Source organism: Moorena sp. SIO3B2 (assembly GCF_010692525.1).
GTDB lineage: Bacteria > Cyanobacteriota > Cyanobacteriia > Cyanobacteriales > Coleofasciculaceae > Moorena > Moorena producens.
On record NZ_JAAHHE010000006.1, the window covers coordinates 1 to 20,306 of the forward strand.

Genomic DNA, 20,306 nt, shown 5'->3' on the forward strand with positions numbered 1-20,306 from the left:
CCAGAAAGATAAGTGGCAGGCTTGACTCCAATTGCTGAATGACCACTTCTCACTCGGACCACAATAGATTGAACCTTGACCGTTTTGTACCGGATTATCACGATTTATTACGGTTTAAGAGTATCCCTATTTATTGGCTGATATCGCCCACATCTCAGGATTAGTTGCAGCCGGATTACATCCTTCTCCCGTTCCCCATGCTCATTTCGTCACCACCAGCACTCAGAAAACCATGCGTGGACCCCGTAGTGGCATGATCTTGCTGGGAGAACATTCCGCACCAGAATTTGCTCGCAAGATTGATAGTGCAGTCTTTCCTGGGGTACAAGGCGCTGTTCACGTCCATGCGATCGCTGCAAAAGCTGTGATGCTCAAAGAAGCCATGTCTGACAGCTTTGCTGCCTATCAACGTCAAAACCTCGAAAATTCCAGGATATTAGCAGAAGATTTGAAGTCAAGGGGATTTCGCCTGGTTTCTGGCGGCACTGATAACCATCTGATGCTTCTCGATCTCACTGAGAAAGGTATCACAGGTAAAGAAGCCGAAGATCGCTTAGCTAGCGTCAGGATTACTGTCAACAAAAACCTGCTTCCCTACGATTCCCAGAAGCCTACCGTCTGTAGCGGTATCCGGGTAGGAACATCCGCAATCACAAGCCGGGGATTTGGTTTTGAGGAAATCCATTGCATTGCCGAACTAATAGATAAAATGCTGAGCAGCGAACCGACAGTTAATACCATTGCAAAGGTTCAAGATGAAGTCAGTCGGTTATCAAAGAATTTGGGTCTAAAACCCCGTCCTTCTAGGACGGCTTTTAAGTTGACATTTTAATAGCGCTAGAGTATGATTTGAACATAGGGTACAGGCTGAAAAACCGTTCGCGTAGCGTGGCCTTTGGCCTTGGCGCAACCGGGAGAGAGACCCGCCACTGCTAGACCTAAAAGAAGTAATGCCCGGAGGGAAGGGAAAGTCCTCCTTAAAAACCCAACCATCAATTAACCGTTGGTGTGTGAACCTGAGCTTTGCGAAATTAGAGAATGCAAACGGTACGGCGGGGCACGCCGGAACCAGGTGAAAAGGAGGGAACAGACTTTTTAAGGCACTCCTAGTAAGTAGCCAAACGCGATCGCGAGAATTGCCCGCTGGGTCTATCATGAACTGAACTAGAATCTTTGTCTTGACGGGTTTCCGGTTTAGGTATTGCCTACTTTTTGGCGGCGTCAAAGATTAGGACATGATGGTTTAAGGCAGCTCGTTGATCTGGGAATCCCCGCTCTTCCAGGGCGGGGAGTGTCAAGTCGCCTTCATCCCCACATCGATTCGATTTACGAGCAAGATCGGGACAAGTTTGCCCTCGAATCCCAATACCAACTTCTGTGATTTCGCCCCCCGACCCCCAATTCTGGGGGAGAAATACACAGAAATACAGTTCAACTCCCCCAAGTCCCCCCATCTTTCAAAGTCCCCCAGCATTGGGGGACCAACGGGGGCTTTACCCAAAGTTTCTCTGAATTTCCTGCACATCAAACTCTGAAAACATCAGCTATAGATCCATATCATGACCACAACAACAGCAAACTCTGAACAAGCCACAGAACGCGCCAGAGTACATTACAACAGTGAAAATGCTCGTAATTTGTATGAAATTGCCATTGGCAGCGACACCTTAAATTTAGGGATGTACGAGGACGATCCAGACCGCCCCATCGCTGAAGGGATGGCGAAAACCACTGAGTGGATGGGGGCACAAGTACAGAACCTCAATCCCGATTTCCGTGTGCTTGACCTGGGTTCTGGATATGGGCCAGCCGCACGGCATTTAGCTGGCAAATATGGCTGTCATGTCACCTGTCTCAACATTAGCGAGGAGCAAAATCAGGAAAATGAGCGGCGCAATCGTGAACAGGGTCTTGACAATCTGATTGACATTGTGTACGGCAATTTTAAAGACATTCCATTTGACGATGCCAGCTTTGACCTAGTTTGGTCTCAAGATGCCTTGTTCCACTCTGACGGGCAAGATCGCGTCCTAGAAGAAGCCTATCGGGTGCTTAAACCAGGGGGACAGTTAATGTTTATGGATATTCTGCAAGCAGATGATTGTCCAGATGGAGTGTTAAAGGATTCACTCCAACGGGTTAATATCCATCACGGGCGTTTGGGTTCTTTCCATTCCTATACTAGTAAAGCCGAAAGCCTGGGTTTTGAGACTATCAACGTGATCGACAAATCCTATCAGTTGCTGGTTCACTACACTAAATTGAGGGATTCGGTAATTGCCCATTACGACGAACTCAGCCAAAAATGTACCCCAGAATTTTTAGAATCTTCTAAGAATGGCTTATGTCAATGGGTTGAATCTGCTGAGAAAGGTCTGTTTACCTGGGGCTTATTTCATTATCGCCGTCCAAATGCCTAGTTATAGCACTGTTGGCAGGTAATAGGTAATAGGTAATAGGTAATAGATAATAGGTAATAGGTAATAGGTAATGGGTAATAGGTAATGGGTAATAGTTGATTTTATCCACACTTAATTACTTATTACTTGTTACTTATTCCTTGTGTACCTTCCCCTGCACTCAAAACCTAAAGCCCACTTGTTGGAGTTACGCCCAATAAATTATTAGGCGTTTTTCAATAGGTAATGATAAGTGTTGCAAAATAGAAAGATTCAAGTAATGAACCCTCAAGAAATTGTTAAAACCCATCGCGACCACGTCTTTTTTTCCTGGGTACCTCAGAAAAACATCCAAAATCCCATCGTTATGGATCGTGCTGAGGGCGTTTACTTCTGGGATAAAGATGGCAAACGCTACCTGGATTTTTCCAGTCAGTACGTCAATATGAATATTGGCCACAGCCACCCCAAGGTGATCGCAGCCATAAAAGACCAAGCCGATCAGCTTGTGTTTGCCCATCCCGGTACTGCTACGGAAATTCGTGCCGCAACAGCAGCTAAGTTAGCAGAAATTACACCAGGGGATCTCACCAAGACTTTCTTCACCCTGAGTGGGGCTGAAGCCATTGAAAATGCCATCAAAATAGCACGACTGTACACGGGTAGGCATAAAATTGTCACCCGATATCGCAGTTATCATGGCGCTACCCTCGGTGCAGCGATCGCAGGAGGAGACCCCAGACGCTTGGCTCACGAACCAACTATTAGCGGGATTGTTCGGGTTCACGACCCCTATGCCTACCGTTGCCCTTTTGGCTACGCACCAGAAGGAAATCCCCAAGTTTACATCGATCACGTGATTCAAACCATTGAGTTTGAGGGGCCAGAAAACGTGGCAGCAATCCTGATGGAAACTATTACTGGTTTCAATGGTTGTATTATTCCCCCTGATGGCTATTGGCAAGCCCTAAGGGAATATGCTGACCAGCACGGCATCTTACTGATTTGCGACGAAGTTATTGCAGGCTTTGGTCGCACTGGGAAAATGTTTGCGATCGAGCATTACGGAGTGGTTCCCGATATTATGGCAATGGCTAAGGGACTCACCTGTGGCTATGTTCCCATGGGTGCAGTGATAGTACGGCAGCATATCGCCGACCACTTTGAAACCAACCCCTTCGTCTGTGGGCTAACATTCAGCGGTAATCCCATTGGTTGCGCTACAGCCCTGGCGACCATGAAGGTTTATGAAGAAGAAAATCTGGTGGAAAACAGCCGGATTATGGGCGATCGCATGGCAGAAAAGTTACAGGAAATGAAGGCAAAACATCCATCAGTGGGGGATGTCCGTAGTTTGGGACTGTATGGATTGATTGAGTGCGTCAAGAACCGAGAAACAAGGGAACCTTTGGCTCCTTGGAATGCTAAACCCCACGAAATGGTGGTCATGGGTAAAATGGCTGCCCGTCTTCGAGAGCTTGGTTTGCACGGTCTGATGCGTTGGAATTGGGTGTTTATGTCTCCCCCACTTTGTATTAATGAAGAGCAGCTTGAAGAAGGGTTTGCCATCATTGATGATGCCTTGAAAATTGCTGATGAAGCCTACGAAGGTTAATTAGCGTTTGATCGTACCATTGATATTTGAAATAGGAGAAAATCCCCATGCAAATTGGATTTATTGGTCTGGGTAATATGGGCGGTGGTATGGTTGCCAATCTGCTCAAGAAAGGATTTGATGTTTCGGTGTACGACATCCAACGGTCAAAAGCAGAAGCCTTAATCGCAGCGGGAGCAATTTGGCGCAATTCCATCCCAGAAGTAGCAAGTGATGCTGATGTCGTCATGACAAGTCTTCCGGGTCCAAAACAGTTGGAAGCGGTGATGTTAGGGGATGCTGGAGTTATTGCCCATGCCCGTCCTGGAACGATTTGGCTCGATACTGGAACCAATTCCATAGAAATTATGAACAAGATTTCTACCTTGGCATCCGAGCAAACAATTGACTCCATTGCAGCCCCTGTTTCTGGAGGCGCACCAGCAGCTCAGAAAGGAACAATGTCAATGTATGTGGGGGGAAATGAAGCAACGTTTGACAAAATCAAAGGCATATTAGAAGCCATTGGTTCCCAAATTTATTATGTGGGGCCACTTCCCCATGCCATCCTTTCCAAATTGCTGATTAATTATCTTTGCTTCATCAATACTAAAGCCCTAGGGGAGGTGCTGTCTTTAGGACAAGAAGCAGGAATTGATCCCAAACAACTCACGAACATGATTCAAGCAGGTTCGGGTAGTAGCTGGGTCGCGGAAAAATTGCTTCCCTCTATATTAGCAGGAAATCCAGGTCCAGCATTTACCTTGAACTTAGCTCACAAGGATGCCTGTTTAGTTAATGAACTCAATCAAACCTTTAAAACCTCTCTAGAATTTTCAGAACGTCTATGTGAGGTCTTACAACAGGCTTGTACAACCTATGGTGGGGATAAAAGTTTTACTCGGATGATGGATTTGTAGTAGCAAGAAGAAAGCGATGAGTTATAGTAACTTGGCGATTGACCTTTCCCAACAATATCAAATCTCCAAAGTCCAACAAGACCACAGAAAACTGTTCGTTGATTGGGGCGACGGTCATCGAAGTACTTTTCACTATATTTGGCTTCGGGATAACTGTTATTGCTCTGGTTGTGGGGATCCCAAACATGGCGAAAAGCGTTTTCGGCTCGTTGATGTTCCCTTAGATATAAAACCCCTGTCAGTTCGTTGGGATAGTGGCAACGCACTGGAAATAGTATGGAAACCGGACGGTCACAAAAGCATCTATGATGCTCAGTGGTTGCGACAGCACTGCTATTCTGCTACCGAGAGAGAGCATCGTCAGCATCGACCTATTCTTTGGGATAGCAATATTGTTACTAACCTGCCCCAGATTGCTTATGAAGAAGTCCAAACTGGGGATAAACATCGGCTACAACTACTAAAACACCTGAGAGATTACGGGATTTGCTTTGTGCGAAACGTGCCTACTCAGAAGGGAGAACTCGAATCTTTGGCTCAGTCCTTTGGTCCTTTATTGGAAACCAATTACGGGCGTGTTTTCGAGATTGTTGTAGACCCGGAGGAAAGCCAGAAAAGTGTTGCTAACTCCCAAATTAACCTGATTCCCCACACAGATGATGCCTATCAATATGCACCACCTGGAATTATTTTCTTCCACTGTTTAATGGCAAACAACGATGGCAGCGGTCAGTCTACCTTTGTGGATGGTTTCCAAATAGCAGAGGTGCTGCGTCAGGAAGATAGGGAGGCATTCGATCTACTCTGTCGTTACGAAGTTCCCTTCCGAAAATATTATAGCAATCGCATTGATATGCGGTTCAGCAGTCCAGTTTTTTGCCTCGATAGTGGTGGTAATTTGAAGGAAGTTCGGATTAGCAATTTATTTCCTGCTCCCTTGGACTTACCAGAGGAGATTATCGAGCCATTTTATGCCGCATACAGAAAGCTAATGCAGCTCTATACCCATCCGAAATACTGCCTCAAACAAGGTCTACAACCAGGAGATCTGGTGATGTTTGACAACCACCGTATCCTACACGGACGCAATGCAATCGGAATACAAAACCAGCGCCGCCATTTGCGCTACTGTTCAGTAGACCGGGATTATTTCCAAAGCTGGCGACGGCTTCTTGAGAAAAATCTCAGCTTTCAGGGATAGGTTGCAAATCAGGAATGGCTTGGCGGAGTTTCGAGAAAGACCAGGCACCCTCGCGCAATAGCTGAGCCGGTGACCCTGTAAAATCAACCAGGGTAGAAGGTTGTTGTTCGGGGTTTGGCCCTCCATCCAGAACCAGTGGAACTCGCTCTCCCAATTGTGCAGCTACTTCAGGGGCTGTTTTCTGAGTCTCCATCCCTGAAACGTTAGCACTGGTTACCGCTAGGGGAGCCCCAACCTGACGCACCAATTCCAAACAAAGGGGATGGTTAGGGATTCGGACTGCTACTGTGTCTTTACCTGATGTCACAAATGGTGGCACAATGTCAGTCTTGGGGAAGATGCCAGACATTGCCCCCGGCCAAATTTTACGGAGTGACTCGATGGTACTTTCAGGAATTTCTTGAGTCACTTGTTGCAGTTGTTCAAAACTGGCGACATAAATGATCAGGGGTTTATCTGGCGATCGCGATTTCACCTCGAAGATCTTTTTAATACCTGATTCCTTAGCAATGCTGGCTCCAATGCCATAAATAGTATCGGTTGAGAAAACCACTACATCGCCCTTTTTGAGCAAATCAACTGCTTTATTTCGTGCCGCTTGATCATCAGCAGGTAAAATCTCTGTCATAGGATCTTCAAATTTTTGTCGAGCTATTGAATGTTTCTATGGTATTATAAAATATTGTACAAGATTAGCTTGCCACAAATTCTTCTTTGAGGAGCTGTATGGTATCTAATCCCGAAATATTATCAACTACGAAAAGTACCCTTAGCGCGATCGCACTAGGTAGTAACCTCGGTGATTCTCAAGCCACATTAGAAGCTGCTCTGATCGAACTCGATCAAACTCCAGGCATTACTGTCAAAACCCGCTCCAGTTGGTACAAAACTAAACCTATTGGACCTGTGCAACCAGATTATATCAATGGTTGCGCCCTAGTGGACACACAACTAAGTCCCCAAAAGTTGCTAGAGACTATGCTAGAAACAGAGCAAAAGTTTGGTAGAGTTCGTGTGGAACATTGGGGAGCAAGAACCTTAGATTTGGATTTAATCTTGTTTGGTAACCTGATTCTAGATACTCCTGATATAACAATACCTCACCCACGCATGAGAGAGAGAGCCTTTGTGTTAGTGCCGTTGGCCGAAATTGCTCCTGATTGGGTAGAACCAGTCTGGGGAATGAAAGTATCCCAACTTCTCGAAAGGTTAGATATTTACGGAGTTACTCGGTATTAATTTTTAGGATATCAAATCCGGTTGATAGACTATAATAACAACCGAAAAAAATAAGGCAAGGCAACCTAACCTAATGCCGATGAATGATAGTCTATAGATTTGTATATAGATTTGGTTTAAAACCAATACAAAAACAATGCTGATGGAGTAAATCAAGCAGTATAAACTGAAAAACAATGGTGAACAAAGACAATGCTGAAAAAAGCTTTAGTGACCGGATCAGCAGTGGGAATTGGAAAAGCGATCGCTATTGATTTAGCTAGTAAGGGATTTGATGTTGCATTTCACTATAACCGCAGTGAACAAGCAGCCAAGCAAGCTTCTCAGGAAGCAGCGACTCACGGAGTAAAAGGGATCGCCCTACAAGCAGATATCACCAAACCTGATCAAGCCAAGTCGTTGGTAGAAAATGCAGCAGCACAACTAGGGGGTTTATCGGTAGTTGTTAATAATGTGGGCAACTATTTGAGTAAACCTACTAGCCAAATCTCAGTAGAAGAGTGGCATTCTGTAATTGATTCCAACCTCAATACTACTTTTTATGTCACTGGAGCCGCAATTCCCTACCTGAAGTCCGCAGGTTGGGGTCGCATTGTTAATATTGGTGCTGCCAGTGCCCATAATGTCACTGCCCGTGGTACTAATACAGCTTATATGATCGCTAAAACTGGCATCATTATTTATACTAAGTCCCTTGCTAAAGAGCTAATTACAGATAAGATTACTGCCAACGTGGTATCTCCAGGAATAGCAGAGAATTCCTTTGAATACGATGATGATTGGCAGGATGCTATGCCTAAATTACCAGCAAAACGCCCTGCTACATTGTCAGAAATAGCCCATGCTGCTTGGTTTTTTATCAGTCCTGAGGCTGATTACATCACAGGACAAGTAGTAGAAGTTTCTGGCGGCTGGAGTTTATAGTATTACCAAGCGATGCAGCGGGGTCTTGGGGGTTTCCCCCATGAGCGACTGCATCAAGAGAAGATAAAAACATTTTTAATAGGATAAACATGCTTACTATAGAACATCTATACGAAATTAATGAACAGTATAAGGATTCCTTAAACGTAAAAGTTGAAGAATTTACCATTGGCAACAAACATTTGAATTTTAATTCTCAAAAAGCTATCTTAGGAGTAGTTAATCTTTCTAGTGATTCTTGGTACAGGGAAAGTGTCTGTTTAAGTTCAGAACAAGCGATTCGTCGTGGCATAATGTTAACAGCCCAAGGAGCGGATTTTGTAGATATTGGTGCTGAATCTACTTTGCCCCATGCTGAGAGGATATCTGAAAAGTTGTTTGATACTGAATTTTGCCCCCCTATCCCCCCAATTCTGGGGGGAAAAAGAATTTATTTGCTGGTAAAAGTCCCCCAAAATTGGGGGATTTAGGGGGCTTTGATGTAGCAAATGAGACTTCTCAGACAACCTCTGAGAGAGTAGAAGATGTGAGGCAACAAAGTAAAATTTTGCCTGTGCTGGAAGCCCTCCATCAAGAAGGTGTATTAACTTCTATTGAAACCTATTATCCTCAAGTGGCTAGGGAATGTTTAAAAGTTGGAGCAAATATCATCAATTTAACTGGTTCCCAAGACAATCAGGAAATTTATAAACAGGTATCCGAGTTCGATGCTGGGGTTATCATTTGTTACGTTCAAGGAAAAAACGTCAGAGAAGTTGATGACTTTAATTTTGGCAACGACCCAACCGACTTAATGTATGATTATTTTGCCAAGAAAATTGAAATAGCTACTCAACTTGGTGTTAGGAAAATTTTTGTTGATGCCGGGTTAGGTTTTTACTACAAAAATCTCGAAGATAGCGCCCTACGCATCCGTTTTAAAATGAAAACCTTTTTAAATACTTTTCGTCTTCGGAAATTAGGGTTTCCCGTGTGTCATGCCCTCCCCCATGCTTTTGAATGTTTTGGAGAAGAATTCAGAAGTGCTGAACCTTTTTTTGCAGTGCTAGCAGCATTAGGAAAAACCGATTTGTTTAGAACTCATGAAGTTCCTAAGATTAAAGCTGTTTTAGATACTCTTAGTTTATTTTAAATATTTGTTTTTATGTAACATTTTTTTTAAATTATTTGATTTTTAATTGTTAAAATATTACTATATTATATAATATATAATATATAGAAATTCTCTTCACGAGTGAGCTACAAATTTCCGGGTTTTAGGAAACAGCGGATCACCGGAACAGCGGATCGGGTAGCTAAGGCCGTGAGCCACGCTTTAGGCTTTGCCGACGCTGCGCGTTCGCGTTTGGCCGTAGGCCAAACGCGAACGGAGCAGGGAATAGGTAATAAGAAAAAAAATCTCTGTACCTCATAGCTATGAGAAAAGTTATATATCATAGTGATTATAAATTTTATTTTCCAGATACTCCTCAATTAACAGGCGAGTGTAGCTATTGAGAGGATACTCCAGAGCTTTTTGGGGAGTCACCCATACCCATTGCTCAATTTCTTCGTTGGGAGTGATGGTTTCCCTGGCAGAAAAGGCATAGTAATTAACCATGATGAAATGGGCTTCTCGCACAAACTGTGAGTCCAACACTGCTTCCTGTAGCAACCCAAAGCGTACCTGAGTTAAATCTAGACCAACTTCTTCCCGAAACTCTCTGAGCAGTGCCTCTTCGAGGGTTTCACCCCATTCTACTTTACCTCCTGGTACACCCCATTGACCCCGCCATTTAGTGGTTTTCACAATCAAAATTCGTCCACTTGTAGTTAAGGCAAGTGCCCCTACCGTAGTCAAAGGAAACTGCCCCTGCACAGATAGCCCTCCATTTATGATTTTCTTTGGAATCCCATTGCTTAGCTTGTTTTGTCGAATTTTTTGTTCACAGACCTACTTGGCATAGGTGAGCGCAGTTTTCAATCTTTAAGGATCACCATCTGATATCACCAATCACTAATCGTGATTTCTGGGCTAGTGGCCAGTAAATCACGATTATGTCAATTTCAGGGATCAGGTCGAAGCTATTTCCTGTATAAAACTTGATTGTCCCAATAATCTACCATGCCCAAACGCGCTTATCGTCCGGTTGAGCAACAATGAACCACCCCTTAGTGAAAAATCTTGTATCCACTGGCAAGGCATTTCAGGGGAAGTCTGATACGCTAACTCTCTAGACCTTGAATAACTTCCAGGCTATCAGGAGGTGTTATATTGAAAATTTAAACTCCCCAGGCAAGATTCGAACTTGCGACCAATCGGTTAACAGCCGACCGCTCTACCGCTGAGCTACTGAGGATTGCCAAACAATTGCTCTTCACATCTACTGATTATAATCATAAAGTACAAAGTCTGGCAAGTACTTTCGCAAATTTTTTTGAAATCACTGTTGTGTCGGGAGTTTTGAGTACAGGTTACAGTCAACAATAAATAGTTAACAATAATCAGTCCAGTAAATATAAGCCAGTCGGTAGTCAACAGTCAGTAGTCAGCAATAATATCCTAATGGTTGACTTCTTGCCACTGTAACCCATGCTTGAGTGGGGAACGGCTTGATTCAACGTTGACGTTGAGCAACGGTTTTTGGTTAACCCCTGATTGCCTTTGTTTTTCTAACACTGCTCTAGCTAATGCAGCTTGTCGTTCCACTTCTTCCTTTAAATGCTGCTTACGGGAATACTCAGCTATCTTGATTCTCGCTTTCTGGTAGGTGGGGGTTTCTTTAGGGATTTGAGACAAATACACTAGCGCTTTAATAAAGTTACCCTGTCCTCCTTGTTCATAGGCTTCTTGTAACAAGTACTCTGCTCGAATCTGTTGCTTTTGCTGATATTCCTTCAGCTTTGGTTGGACTTTAGCACCGGTGCGGGTTTCTGGATGGATTTGTTCGAGTAGTGCGATCGCATTGGTAAACTCTTGGGCTAATGCTTGTTTGTAGGCTTCCTTTAATAACCCTTGGGCTTCTGCCTCAAGGCGAGGTTTTGTCTTCTTGACTAAGGGCTCCATCTTCTTTTGCCAAAAGCCAATTGAGGGCATTTTATGGTATCCCTCAAGCACATCTGACCATCTTCCTTGATCAAAGGCTTGCTCTGTAGCCTTAAACAGAGCTTCAGCACTTTGCCATTGTTGCTGCCACTGTTGAACCGTATTTAGGGATTGTTCATAGATCAGGCTATCGCTAGGAATCGATTCTGCTAGTGCGATCGCTTCCTCCAAATCACCGGCTTGATAGTGTTTGATTGCCTTTTGTAGAATATCAAATTCAGAACGAGACGCAGAAGCATTCAGTAAAGCATAAAGTCCGATTAAAATGGCTATAGCATTGGAGCTTGCTGCTCCCACTCCGATTCCTTTCAGTAAAGGTGGCAATTTTGGCCAGCTATACAGGGCGAATTCACGGACATACACTTTCCAATCTAATGGCGGCTCATCAGTGCTAAGTGCTAAGTTATTATTAATATTTTTTGATTCTTTAGTGTTATTTATTGATTCGTTATTACTACTTTTTGATTCTTGAATAATAAATTTTGATTCGTTATTACTACTTTTTGAGTGTTTTTCCAGGAGTGTTTTCTGCTCATTTTTGACTCCTGAGTCAGACAATGGCGTTGCCTGTTTTAATTGTTGTGAGCTAGACTCCCTAGTCAGTGCTGAGTGTTCAATGGTAACCATTGAGTCAGACTGAGTATCTAGCACGTTTAATTCAAGAGTGTCATTGTCACTAAACTTGATACTGAGTGGTGAGTGCTCCGTTATCAGTTCTGAGTCAGACTTAGCAATAGATACTTTTAACTCAGGACTTTGAGTACACATCAGTGTCTTAAGTACGATTAAGGCATCAGTTGCTGACTGATAGCGTGCTTCGCTGTTGTAAGACACCATATGGTTGAGTACAAACGCCATTTTATCGCTAACCGATACATGTTTTCGCCAATCAATCTCACCAGTCTCAGGGTCAGCCAATTGCATTGGGGTCATGCCTGTGAGGGCGTGAATCGCAATCATTCCTAGGGAATAAATGTCACTGTTAGGAAAGGATTGACCAGCAAGTTGCTCTGGGGGTATGTAGGCGAAGGGACGAATTGTGCTGGATGGATCAGACGATGGGATCTTGGTCAGATGGAGTTTGATTGACTTTGAATTAATCAGCTCAGCAGCACCAAAGTCAATCAAAACTAGCCTACGGTCTGACCCTCGTCTGATTAGGTTATTGGGTTTGAGGTCCCTATGAATTATCCCTTGGCGGTGAATAAATTCTAGGATGCCTAAAACATCTTGTAATAGTTCAATGCACTGGTTTTCCCTAAAGCGTTTATTACTGTTTTGGCTGATCGGCAGTTCAGTACTAAGAGTTTCTCCGATAATTAACTTTTGAACTAAGTAAAATCCGTGGTGATCTTCAAAATAATCAACTAGACGAGGAATTTGGTTATGGCTACCCAGTTTGATCAAGGTTTGAGCTTCATTGAGCCAGAGACGCTTAAGAAATTGCCATTTTTGAGGATCATCGCTTTTGGGCTGAAGATACTTAATCACATAGCGGGGATGGCCCTGTTGTCTGGTATCCTCTGCGATATAGGTTTTGCCAAATGCCCCAGCACTTAGAGATTCAATGATTTTATAACGCCCATTTAGGAGCTTTCCCCATAGGGAATGATTTGGATTAATTTTCAAAGAATTTTTTCCTACCAGAATCACTTCTATTTAGTTTTTTTCAAGAAACCAACAGTGTTTCCGGAATTAGTGGTTTACAGAAGTAATTGGATTTGCTGTAGTGTCACCCGGTAGGAAATCGGATGTAAGCAATCAGCTATATTAAATCAGCTATATTAAATCATATATATTAAATCAGCTATCAGTGATCAGCCATTGTAATGATCGGCCTTACTCCCGTTGCGGGATGATCTGACAATTGTTGACAACCCCAAAGCTTCCACTCTTCACCCCTCTCCCCCCTCCCGATTTTGTCCTCATTTGCTACAACAGAAAGCAACTGGGTATAAAAACTATATGCCAGGATAGATATTAGATGTGTGTTCTTCGGTGGTCATCATATCCGCTTCTCAAACATGGAAAGTTGAAATTAGCACTATGAGCAAGGATCTAGACTTTAGCCCCCAGGGCTATGAAATTAAACAAGAGTTAGGACAAAATCACGCTGGGGGTAGAGTCACCTACCTGGCGACACAACTGGAGACTCAGCAAAATGTTGTGATTAAGCAGTTGCAGTTTTCCCAATTAGGCACTAGCTGGGCAGAATATGACACTTATGAACGAGAAATTAAACTCCTGCAGCAGCTCAATCATCCTAGCATTCCTCGCTATATCGATTCTTTTGACACTCCCACTGGATTTTGCTTAGTCCAAGAATATAAACCAGCACCTTCCCTCGCGGAAGATTACCACTGGACACCAGAAGAAGTTAAGCAAATTGCGATCGCTGTTTTGGAAGTCTTGGTTTACTTGCAACGGCGGCAACCTCCTGTGATTCATCGAGATATTAAACCAGAAAATATTTTGGTTGATAGACAGGGCAACTTGAAGGTGTATCTAGTAGATTTCGGTTTTGCCCGGATAGCAGGTGGGGATGTGACGCTTAGTAGCGTTGTTAAAGGTAGTGTAGGGTTTATGCCACCAGAGCAGATGTTTAATCGGCAATTGACCAAAGCATCTGATCTGTATAGCTTAGGGACAACCCTGATTTGCTTGCTGACAGGGACAAAATCTAGCGAAATCAACACCTTAGTTGATGATAATTATCGGATTAATTTCAAACCACTGTTGCCCAAGTTAAATCCTCAGTTTATTCATTGGCTCGACAAAATGGTGGCACCTAACCTCAAACATCGCTATCCCGATGCAGCAACTGCCCTAAAAGCCCTGAAGCCGATTGATGTAGTGAATGATGTCACTCCTCTAAAAACACTGTTGCGGGCTATACAACCAACAAAGGCAGTAGTAAAACTTGCCACCCTCAGCCTTGTGGCTGCTTCTTCATCGGCTATAACCTATGCCTGGCTCACCAGTCCAGCCAGACAGTTGCTAACCAGTGGAGAATGCCCAGGCTGCAATCTCCCAAATATCAACCTACAGGATAAGAACCTCAAGCAAGCTAAGCTGGAGGGGGCGAATCTTAGTGGTGCCGACCTAGAGGGGGCTAACCTGTGGAGAGCTAACCTTAGGGGGGCTAACCTGTGGGGAGCTAACCTAGAGGGGGCTAACCTAAACGGTGCTCGCTTGCATGGTGCTAACCTGGGCGGGGCTAACCTCAAGGACGCTAACTTTGACATCAGGAGGGCTAAGCGCCAGGGCATTAACCTCAAGGGCGCAACTATGCCTGATGGCTCTGTACATAAGTAGTCCGATCCTGTCTGGTTGAATACTTATCATTCTGGGTTTTTCGTCAATTGAAAATCGATAATTGAAATTGAAATTGAAAATTAACAATTAACAATTAACAATTAACAATTATCGATGAACCTAAATAGTAAGTGATTAACCTGACTCGAGATGACTAATTAAATTGAAAGATGTGACCAGAACGAGCACGAGAGTATTTAACTGTTGCTATCTGGTTGGAGGAGCGATCGCGTACTGTGATCAATCCTGATTTATTGCTCAACTGCATTGAGGATTGAGTTAAACGGGTGATTGGGAAGCGCTTAACTTCTAAGGGCTGAAGAATCCCACTCAGGAGTTGGGGACGACCTAGTTTATCTGCCATCTCCCAGCCAGTGAGGTCAATGGCTTCACTGGTCACATTCTTCAACTCAACCCATTCGCTTCCGCCTTCATCGGAGCCTTCTGGATTAGGTAATGCGGCTACGATTATCACAGCACCATCATTCTTGATGATATCATCTACTGGCACAACTACTGGACGATCCATATCCGGTTCTTTTGTGCCATCCTTGCTCAGGAAGATGGGAAAGAAGGAACGAATAAACTCGCCACGGCTACCATTGGGATTGGTACTGCGGTAGAGGACTAAATCGTAAGTGGCATCATTGATAGTAATTCGACGCTTGTCACGAATTTTGCCATAGATACTTTCATAATAGGCAACGGTTGCGATCGCGATTTCACATTCAGGGCTTGGTCCAACAAAAAATCCCCCTTTCTTCTTGAACAATTTAGCAATAACATTGCCTCCCATATCAGTCACGTTTTGGTTCATTTGTAACGTGACAACGTTGGGATTATTCGGTCCTTCATTCCCTCGTAAGTCATACTTGTAGCCGAGAAAATTTACTCGCTGATTTTTTTCATCTAGGTAGAATTTTACCCATGAATGGTAACCAGAAATGGTGCCAAGAGTTTCTCGTTTATCTCCAGAGCGGATATTGTATTTTCCTTCCCCAACAAATACATGCTCAAAGCCAGAAGCGAAGTGAGTTGATTTGCCCTTGTAGTAATTGGTGTAGTGTTCAAACCAGATTCGCTGTAGCTTGATTCTAAATTGCTGCTCCGAAAGATTTTCACCTAACTCTTCGTTAATATAGTTTCGGGCAATTTGGATCGGTTTGGTAGAGAGAATCAGAGAAATAAAATCTAATTGCTCATGTTCTTCTTCCTCAGGAGTAAATTCTGGGTCAAGAGAGCGGATGGCGTAGTTATCTAAGAGTTTAATGAAACTGCTATAGGTGCGGGTTTCATCGAACAATTTGTCTTCATTAACTTTATAGAATAAGGGTCGGGTAGCTAAGTCGATTTCACGTTGACCGCTAGCTTTGACCTGCTCATCTAATAGAATGTCAGCAGTTTCGTCTTCCCATTCTCCGGAGCTAGTGCGAGTGCTAACCGAGAATTGGTTTTCGTCACTTTCCCAAATTTGTTGATAAATATTGGTTTCGCTCATGTCTCTATTTTTTAAGTCAAATGATGTAAAGGTTGTTGAGGATATCTATGCCAAGTTAAATGATTGACGGTCAACGGTCAACGGTCAATAAATCTATCCTAGGCTCACTATTTTCAGGAGACAGTACCCTTGAGGGTACTTTTTTCTTGCTCCTGCGGGGTAGTTTCAAATCTGATTTGTAATTATACTCAAATCTTGCACCATTATCAATAAGCTTGGTTCATGTAGGGTGGGCAGTGCACCAGACAGATAATCAAGCTTGCAAAGCGCTTTGGTAGGCACTGCCCACCCTTGGTTCATGTAGGGTGGGCAGTGCACCAGACAGATAATCAAGCTTGCAAAGCGCTTTGGTAGGCACTGCCCACCCTACTGCCTGCCCACTACGATTAATGACTGAAGCAGGGGGTAGTTTCAAATCTGATTTGTAGTTATACCAATTCTGTAAATTACAGCTACACATCAATTTCGTCTCCCCATTTCCCCCATCTCCCCGCGCCCGATCCTGATTGAGATGGCGACAATGCAATAGTTTTACAACACCTACACCACCGATTAAACTCGCTTAACCCACTACACCCACTCCGGCTACTTTTTGTTACCACAATGCAATAGTTTTACAGCACCCACTAAACCCATTACTCCTATTTAGTCTACTACTCCTATTGCTAGCACTCCACCCATCCTTCCCCCGATACTCCTTAAGATGGCGACAATGCAATAGTTTCAAAGCGCCCACACCACATATTTAGCTCACTTAACCTACTCCACCCACTCCAGCTCCTTGCGACAATGCAATAGTTTTTCTAATCCCTTGAATCTTCTCCAAAATGTGGTTATAATAATAGTATCGTTAAAGCAATGGTTATTGCCTCATGATGATTTCTACCGCACAAGCCGCTGAATTACTGGGTGTTTCTGCCACTCGGGTTCGTTTCCTTCTGGGCAAGGGCAGAGTCAAAGGAGCGTATAAGGTGGGTAGAACTTGGGTGATTCCTCTGTTTGATGGCATGCCAGTGGTCACCCCTGGCACTCGTGGACCAAAGCGGAATTGGTCAAAGCGTACAAATTACACGAAGGCTGTGATCCACGTTAATCAGAAAGTCATTCGCCAAAATCACAACACCGGGGAACGCAATCCAGTGATTACGGTAAAACGAGGCTCTAAAAACATTTACGGTCATACGGTAGAAGTCAATGGCCCTTGTCGGGTGATGTATCGCCCTGATAATCCGTTACATTGTGGCGCAAGGGTGTGGATTGAGACTATCTCGGATTTTCAAGTTATCTGAGCCAAGACTTTCACGGGGTGACAAGCAGCTTGAAAGCATGAACCAGCGAGGTTTGAATCACATCGACCAAGAGTAAAAAGCGATTTTTTTGATCATTTTCATAAAAATGGCAGGTATAGCATTTTTATTTGAGATGTAAACCTAAGAGGTATTTTTTTATCCAATAAAACTCCGTATATCTTTCCCCTCTTGCCTGCCCCCCTTACTAGATACCGTTGGCGAAATTAATATTTGTTTACACAAGGGTAGCAGATGGGTAACTTTAAGTTCATGCTCCCCCAGAATTGGGGGTTGGGGGGCTATAAAGACTGCTGTCTTCAGGCTGATATTTCTAAATGTTAAATTCGCCAGCAGTATCTTACTAAGGGGGGTTAGGGGGGATTCCTCTTGCCTTTTGCCTTTTTATGGAATACGTGTGTTTACAACCCAGATACAAACGCGCTTATGCGATTGACCTTTGGTCACGCTACGCGAACGCTTAAGAACGATGAACCCTCACCCGCTTATCAGGCTTTTGCTTTCTGACCCAGGCTAAAAACTTCTGCATCTGAGGGTCATTTTTCAAAGCTTCACAGGTATTCAATTCCAGAGCTAAACGAGTATTTGGGAATAAAGCATGTATTTGTCGATGACAAGCAGGGCAAATAGTAATCGTTGGACCAGGTTTCATCTTTTTTCGCTTAGTGTTTTGTCTAGGAATCAAGTGATGAACTGTCAATCGCTCTACATCTCTTCCACAAAGTTCACAAGTCATTGATAATGATAGCAATTATTAGTTTGGTGAGCTCCAAAGTCTTAGGGAGTAGGGAGTAGGGAGTAGGGAGCAGGGAGTAGGGAGTAGTAAAGTCAGACTAGGGAACTTCGGAATAAGGAAAAAATCCTGTAGACCTCATTACTACGAGAACTGTAAAATCCTAAGTGTTTAACATCTCAAATAAAAATGCTATATCATGAAAGCTTGGTCAATAATTTCCTATCTAGTTATCGGTATACTTATCGGTGCTTTTTTAGGTATTATACTACAAAAGTCTGCTCAAGTAGACCAGTTGTTCAGACGCTACGGTATCCTCAGCACTTCTACCATTAAGGATAATCAAAGCAAACCAGTTCCTGCCAATTTTCAAGGCAATATCTCCTTATTTATTTTGGCAGGACAGTCGAATATGTCAGGAAGTGGTAAGCTGACACCTGCTAGTTCCATTACTCACCCCAGAGTTTTTGTCTTTGGAAACGATTACCGCTGGCATCTAGGCAAAGAACCGATTGATTCACCAAGTGGACAAGTTGATCACGTCTCGGAAGATAAGTCAGCTGGAGTCAGTCCAGGTATAGCATTTGCTACTGAATTGCTCAAATACGATCCTGAGCTGATTGTTGGTTTAATTCCCTGTGCTAAATGGGACACTACTATTCAACAGTGGCAAAAAAATCTAAGTGAAGATACTTTGTATGGCTCTTGCTTAAAGCGAGCCTATGCTGCTTCACCAATGGGAGAAATTCAAGGTTTACTATTCTTTCAGGGAGAAAGTGATGCCCTTAATCCTCAAGCCTACCCAAGTCGAAGATTCTTCCCTAATCAGTGGGCTGATAAATTTGTTAGGTTAGTAAAAGATTTCCGTCAAGACCTAGGGAAACCTGAGTTACCAGTAGTTTTTGCTCAAATTGGCACCACTACTGATCCAGAAAAGCTCCCGAACTGGGAAACCGTGAAAGCGCAACAGGAAACAGTCCAGTTACCAGCTACTGGGATGATTACCACAGATGACTTGGCTTTGCAAGACCATGTCCACTTGACAACGGAAAGTTATTTGATTCTTGGAAAAAGATTTGCTAAAGCGTTTTGGAAACTTACTGATCAGTGACATCATGTTTTGAATTTACTATTCGAGGATTATGGCATCAATTAATTAATGGAAACCTGGACAGTTATTTTCGTTCTAGCTATCGGTCTTTTTCTTGGTATTATTCTCCAGAAGTATTATCCAGTCGGTAAGTTGATCAGACGCTACGGTATGATTAGTCGCTTCTTAGTTAAGCGGAAATCTGAGTCTCGGGAAATCAATGTGATTCCACCAGATTTTCAAGGCAAGATGTCCCTGTTTATTTTGGCAGGACAGTCGAATATGTCCGGAACAGGTAAGCTAACACCTGCTAGTTCCGTTACTCACCCCAACGTTTTTGTCTTTGGAAACGATTACCGCTGGCATCTAGGCAAAGAACCGATTGATTCACCAAGTGGACAAGTTGATAAAGTCTCGGAAGATAAGTCAGCTGGGGTAGGTCCGGGGATGGCGTTTGCTACTGAATTATTGAAATACAATCCTGAGCTAATCATCGGTTTGATTCCTTGTGCCAAGTCTGGCACTGCCATTCAACAGTGGCAAAGAAGCCTGAGTGAGGATACCCTTTATGGCTCTTGCTTAAAGCGAGTAGGTGCTGCTTCTGTGATGGGAGAAATCACCGGTATACTTTTCTTTCAAGGGGAAAAAGATGCTCAAAAGCCTTCTCAAGACGATGAGATAACGTTTTTCCCCAATCAGTGGGCTGATAAATTTGTTACCTTGGTAAAAGATTTCCGTCAAGACTTAGGGAAACCTGAGTTACCAGTAGTTTTTGCTCAAATTGGCACCACTACTGATCCAGAAAAGCTCCCGAACTGGGAAACCGTGAAAGCGCAACAGGAAACAGTCCAGTTACCAGCTACGAGGATGATTACTACAGATGACTTGGCTTTGCAAGACTATGTCCACTTAACAACGGAAAGTTATTTGATTGTTGGAAAACGATTTGCTAAAGCATTTTGGAAACTTGTTCAAAGATAAAAGGGTATATCAAGACAGGG

Annotated in this window: 21 protein-coding genes and 1 tRNA gene; 14 read left to right on the forward strand and 8 right to left on the reverse strand. The window is 43.5% G+C overall.

Going from position 1 to position 20,306, the window contains the following annotated elements:
• Positions 1-133 precede the first annotated feature (133 nt).
• Positions 134-832 (forward strand): serine hydroxymethyltransferase, encoded by a 699-nt coding sequence (gene glyA, locus F6K38_RS02365; protein ID WP_287355989.1) that lies wholly within the window; start codon positions 134-136, stop codon positions 830-832.
• A 5-nt stretch (positions 833-837) separates the two neighbouring features.
• On the opposite strand, the gene F6K38_RS02370 is transcribed toward glyA, so the two are convergent.
• Positions 838-993 carry a hypothetical protein gene (locus F6K38_RS02370; RefSeq protein ID WP_287251726.1) on the reverse strand — a complete coding sequence of 52 codons (156 nt, stop codon included), beginning with the start codon at positions 991-993 and terminating at the stop codon, positions 838-840.
• Between the two features lie 212 nt (positions 994-1,205).
• Positions 1,206-1,454: a hypothetical protein gene (locus tag F6K38_RS02375; protein WP_287251727.1), complete on the reverse strand. Its 249-nt coding sequence runs from the start codon at positions 1,452-1,454 to the stop codon at positions 1,206-1,208.
• Between the two features lie 105 nt (positions 1,455-1,559).
• Here F6K38_RS02375 and F6K38_RS02380 point away from each other — a divergent pair, with 105 nt between their 5' ends.
• The 4 genes from F6K38_RS02380 to F6K38_RS02395 all read left to right on the forward strand — a co-directional run bounded on the left by F6K38_RS02380 (position 1,560) and on the right by F6K38_RS02395 (position 6,114).
• The gene (locus tag F6K38_RS02380; RefSeq protein WP_008184334.1) at positions 1,560-2,420 is read left to right on the forward strand and encodes an SAM-dependent methyltransferase; all 861 of its coding nucleotides are present in this window, start codon (positions 1,560-1,562) and stop codon (positions 2,418-2,420) included.
• A gap of 232 nt (positions 2,421-2,652) precedes the next feature.
• Positions 2,653-4,014 (forward strand): aminotransferase class III-fold pyridoxal phosphate-dependent enzyme, encoded by a 1,362-nt coding sequence (locus F6K38_RS02385; protein WP_287355990.1) that lies wholly within the window; start codon positions 2,653-2,655, stop codon positions 4,012-4,014.
• 47 nt (positions 4,015-4,061) lie between these two features.
• Positions 4,062-4,913 (forward strand): NAD(P)-dependent oxidoreductase, encoded by an 852-nt coding sequence (locus F6K38_RS02390; RefSeq protein ID WP_287355992.1) that lies wholly within the window; start codon positions 4,062-4,064, stop codon positions 4,911-4,913.
• 16 nt (positions 4,914-4,929) lie between these two features.
• A complete protein-coding gene (locus F6K38_RS02395; RefSeq protein ID WP_008184327.1) occupies positions 4,930-6,114 on the forward strand; it encodes a TauD/TfdA family dioxygenase in 1,185 nt (394 codons plus the stop codon).
• Here F6K38_RS02395 and F6K38_RS02400 read toward each other — a convergent pair.
• A complete protein-coding gene (locus F6K38_RS02400) occupies positions 6,098-6,742 on the reverse strand; it encodes an L-threonylcarbamoyladenylate synthase (RefSeq protein WP_008184324.1) in 645 nt (214 codons plus the stop codon). The genes F6K38_RS02395 and F6K38_RS02400 overlap by 17 nt on opposite strands.
• Positions 6,743-6,840: 98 nt before the next feature.
• On the opposite strand from F6K38_RS02400, the gene folK reads away from it, so the two are divergent.
• The 5 genes from folK to F6K38_RS02425 all read left to right on the forward strand — a co-directional run bounded on the left by folK (position 6,841) and on the right by F6K38_RS02425 (position 9,691).
• On the forward strand, positions 6,841-7,353 hold the full coding sequence (gene folK, locus F6K38_RS02405; protein ID WP_008184322.1) for a 2-amino-4-hydroxy-6-hydroxymethyldihydropteridine diphosphokinase: 513 nt from the start codon (positions 6,841-6,843) through the stop codon (positions 7,351-7,353).
• A 192-nt stretch (positions 7,354-7,545) separates the two neighbouring features.
• Positions 7,546-8,277, forward strand: a complete 732-nt coding sequence (gene tmpR, locus F6K38_RS02410; RefSeq protein WP_008184320.1) for a bifunctional dihydropteridine reductase/dihydrofolate reductase TmpR — start codon at positions 7,546-7,548, stop codon at positions 8,275-8,277.
• A gap of 89 nt (positions 8,278-8,366) precedes the next feature.
• Positions 8,367-8,747, forward strand: a complete 381-nt coding sequence (locus tag F6K38_RS02415) for a dihydropteroate synthase (RefSeq protein WP_008184318.1) — start codon at positions 8,367-8,369, stop codon at positions 8,745-8,747.
• The gene (locus F6K38_RS02420) at positions 8,735-9,409 is read left to right on the forward strand and encodes a dihydropteroate synthase (protein ID WP_287310478.1); all 675 of its coding nucleotides are present in this window, start codon (positions 8,735-8,737) and stop codon (positions 9,407-9,409) included. The genes F6K38_RS02415 and F6K38_RS02420 overlap by 13 nt, the downstream gene beginning before the upstream one ends.
• A gap of 102 nt (positions 9,410-9,511) precedes the next feature.
• Positions 9,512-9,691 carry a hypothetical protein gene (locus F6K38_RS02425; RefSeq protein WP_287247995.1) on the forward strand — a complete coding sequence of 60 codons (180 nt, stop codon included), beginning with the start codon at positions 9,512-9,514 and terminating at the stop codon, positions 9,689-9,691.
• A 12-nt stretch (positions 9,692-9,703) separates the two neighbouring features.
• Here the strand turns inward: F6K38_RS02425 and F6K38_RS02430 are convergent, their stop codons facing one another.
• The 3 genes from F6K38_RS02430 to F6K38_RS02440 all read right to left on the reverse strand — a co-directional run bounded on the left by F6K38_RS02430 (position 9,704) and on the right by F6K38_RS02440 (position 12,991).
• The gene (locus F6K38_RS02430; RefSeq protein WP_044493200.1) at positions 9,704-10,135 is read right to left on the reverse strand and encodes an NUDIX domain-containing protein; all 432 of its coding nucleotides are present in this window, start codon (positions 10,133-10,135) and stop codon (positions 9,704-9,706) included.
• Positions 10,136-10,544: 409 nt separating this feature from the next.
• Positions 10,545-10,616: transfer RNA gene (locus tag F6K38_RS02435), tRNA-Asn, on the reverse strand.
• A gap of 203 nt (positions 10,617-10,819) precedes the next feature.
• Complete coding sequence (locus F6K38_RS02440) at positions 10,820-12,991, reverse strand: protein kinase domain-containing protein (RefSeq protein ID WP_287355994.1); 2,172 nt, start codon at positions 12,989-12,991, stop codon at positions 10,820-10,822.
• A 417-nt stretch (positions 12,992-13,408) separates the two neighbouring features.
• On the opposite strand from F6K38_RS02440, the gene F6K38_RS02445 reads away from it, so the two are divergent.
• Positions 13,409-14,677, forward strand: a complete 1,269-nt coding sequence (locus F6K38_RS02445) for a serine/threonine-protein kinase (RefSeq protein WP_287248001.1) — start codon at positions 13,409-13,411, stop codon at positions 14,675-14,677.
• Positions 14,678-14,831: 154 nt separating this feature from the next.
• Here the strand turns inward: F6K38_RS02445 and F6K38_RS02450 are convergent, their stop codons facing one another.
• The gene (locus F6K38_RS02450; RefSeq protein ID WP_287355997.1) at positions 14,832-16,175 is read right to left on the reverse strand and encodes a lamin tail domain-containing protein; all 1,344 of its coding nucleotides are present in this window, start codon (positions 16,173-16,175) and stop codon (positions 14,832-14,834) included.
• Between the two features lie 872 nt (positions 16,176-17,047).
• Between F6K38_RS02450 and F6K38_RS02455 the strand changes: the two genes are divergently transcribed.
• Positions 17,048-17,464 (forward strand): helix-turn-helix domain-containing protein, encoded by a 417-nt coding sequence (locus F6K38_RS02455; protein ID WP_008177630.1) that lies wholly within the window; start codon positions 17,048-17,050, stop codon positions 17,462-17,464.
• Between the two features lie 478 nt (positions 17,465-17,942).
• On the opposite strand, the gene F6K38_RS02460 is transcribed toward F6K38_RS02455, so the two are convergent.
• The gene (locus tag F6K38_RS02460) at positions 17,943-18,218 is read right to left on the reverse strand and encodes an HNH endonuclease (protein ID WP_008177627.1); all 276 of its coding nucleotides are present in this window, start codon (positions 18,216-18,218) and stop codon (positions 17,943-17,945) included.
• 196 nt (positions 18,219-18,414) lie between these two features.
• Here F6K38_RS02460 and F6K38_RS02465 point away from each other — a divergent pair, with 196 nt between their 5' ends.
• On the forward strand, positions 18,415-19,326 hold the full coding sequence (locus tag F6K38_RS02465) for a sialate O-acetylesterase (RefSeq protein WP_008177625.1): 912 nt from the start codon (positions 18,415-18,417) through the stop codon (positions 19,324-19,326).
• A 48-nt stretch (positions 19,327-19,374) separates the two neighbouring features.
• A complete protein-coding gene (locus F6K38_RS02470; protein WP_287355999.1) occupies positions 19,375-20,286 on the forward strand; it encodes a sialate O-acetylesterase in 912 nt (303 codons plus the stop codon).
• The last annotated feature ends 20 nt before the right edge of the window (positions 20,287-20,306 follow it).

What these genes read in the sequence shown, in the direction of transcription:
- F6K38_RS02395 (WP_008184327.1), top strand. Translation starts at nt 4,930, where the DNA reads ATGAGTTATAGTAACTTGGCGATTGACCTTTCCCAACAATATCAAATC.
- F6K38_RS02415 (WP_008184318.1), top strand. Translation starts at nt 8,367, where the DNA reads ATGCTTACTATAGAACATCTATACGAAATTAATGAACAGTATAAGGAT.
- F6K38_RS02470 (WP_287355999.1), top strand. Translation starts at nt 19,375, where the DNA reads ATGGAAACCTGGACAGTTATTTTCGTTCTAGCTATCGGTCTTTTTCTT.
- F6K38_RS02455 (WP_008177630.1), top strand. Translation starts at nt 17,048, where the DNA reads ATGATGATTTCTACCGCACAAGCCGCTGAATTACTGGGTGTTTCTGCC.
- F6K38_RS02400 (WP_008184324.1), bottom strand. Translation starts at nt 6,742, where the DNA reads ATGACAGAGATTTTACCTGCTGATGATCAAGCGGCACGAAATAAAGCA.
- F6K38_RS02445 (WP_287248001.1), top strand. Translation starts at nt 13,409, where the DNA reads ATGAGCAAGGATCTAGACTTTAGCCCCCAGGGCTATGAAATTAAACAA.
- tmpR (WP_008184320.1), top strand. Translation starts at nt 7,546, where the DNA reads ATGCTGAAAAAAGCTTTAGTGACCGGATCAGCAGTGGGAATTGGAAAA.
- F6K38_RS02380 (WP_008184334.1), top strand. Translation starts at nt 1,560, where the DNA reads ATGACCACAACAACAGCAAACTCTGAACAAGCCACAGAACGCGCCAGA.
- F6K38_RS02390 (WP_287355992.1), top strand. Translation starts at nt 4,062, where the DNA reads ATGCAAATTGGATTTATTGGTCTGGGTAATATGGGCGGTGGTATGGTT.
- folK (WP_008184322.1), top strand. Translation starts at nt 6,841, where the DNA reads ATGGTATCTAATCCCGAAATATTATCAACTACGAAAAGTACCCTTAGC.
- F6K38_RS02370 (WP_287251726.1), bottom strand. Translation starts at nt 993, where the DNA reads ATGGTTGGGTTTTTAAGGAGGACTTTCCCTTCCCTCCGGGCATTACTT.
- F6K38_RS02465 (WP_008177625.1), top strand. Translation starts at nt 18,415, where the DNA reads ATGAAAGCTTGGTCAATAATTTCCTATCTAGTTATCGGTATACTTATC.
- F6K38_RS02460 (WP_008177627.1), bottom strand. Translation starts at nt 18,218, where the DNA reads ATGACTTGTGAACTTTGTGGAAGAGATGTAGAGCGATTGACAGTTCAT.
- F6K38_RS02375 (WP_287251727.1), bottom strand. Translation starts at nt 1,454, where the DNA reads ATGGGGGGACTTGGGGGAGTTGAACTGTATTTCTGTGTATTTCTCCCC.
- F6K38_RS02450 (WP_287355997.1), bottom strand. Translation starts at nt 16,175, where the DNA reads ATGAGCGAAACCAATATTTATCAACAAATTTGGGAAAGTGACGAAAAC.